Source organism: Phosphitispora fastidiosa (genome assembly GCF_019008365.1).
In the GTDB taxonomy this organism is placed as follows: Bacteria; Bacillota; Thermincolia; order Thermincolales; family UBA2595; genus Phosphitispora; species Phosphitispora fastidiosa.
The window spans coordinates 1-240 of the sequence record NZ_JAHHUL010000209.1 but is presented as its reverse complement, the minus strand read 5'-3'; the positions used below and the strand labels follow the sequence as shown (position 1 = coordinate 240).

1 protein-coding gene is annotated in these 240 nt (G+C 69.6%); it reads right to left on the bottom strand.

All coding sequences use genetic code 11. The annotated features are described in order from the left end of the window. On the bottom strand, positions 1-240 hold a 240-nt coding region (locus tag Ga0451573_RS19535; protein WP_231685882.1), incomplete at both ends, for a hypothetical protein.

Here is a 240-nt window from a genome sequence, read left to right as displayed (position 1 = left end):
CCCATGTCGCCGACCCGCACCGAGGCGAAGTCGAGGAAGGCATCGAGGGCCCCCTGCAAGGCGCCGATGGCGGACGAGGACACGGCCCGCACGAAAATCTGGCCAAACGGCAGGCGGTACAGCGGCGCGCGGTGCAGCGTCAGGCCCGGGCTGGTGCCGGCGAAGCCGTCGGCCGACTTGTGGGTGCGATGTTCCGGCACGAAGGCGTTTTCAACCACCACGTCATTGCTGCCGGTGGCG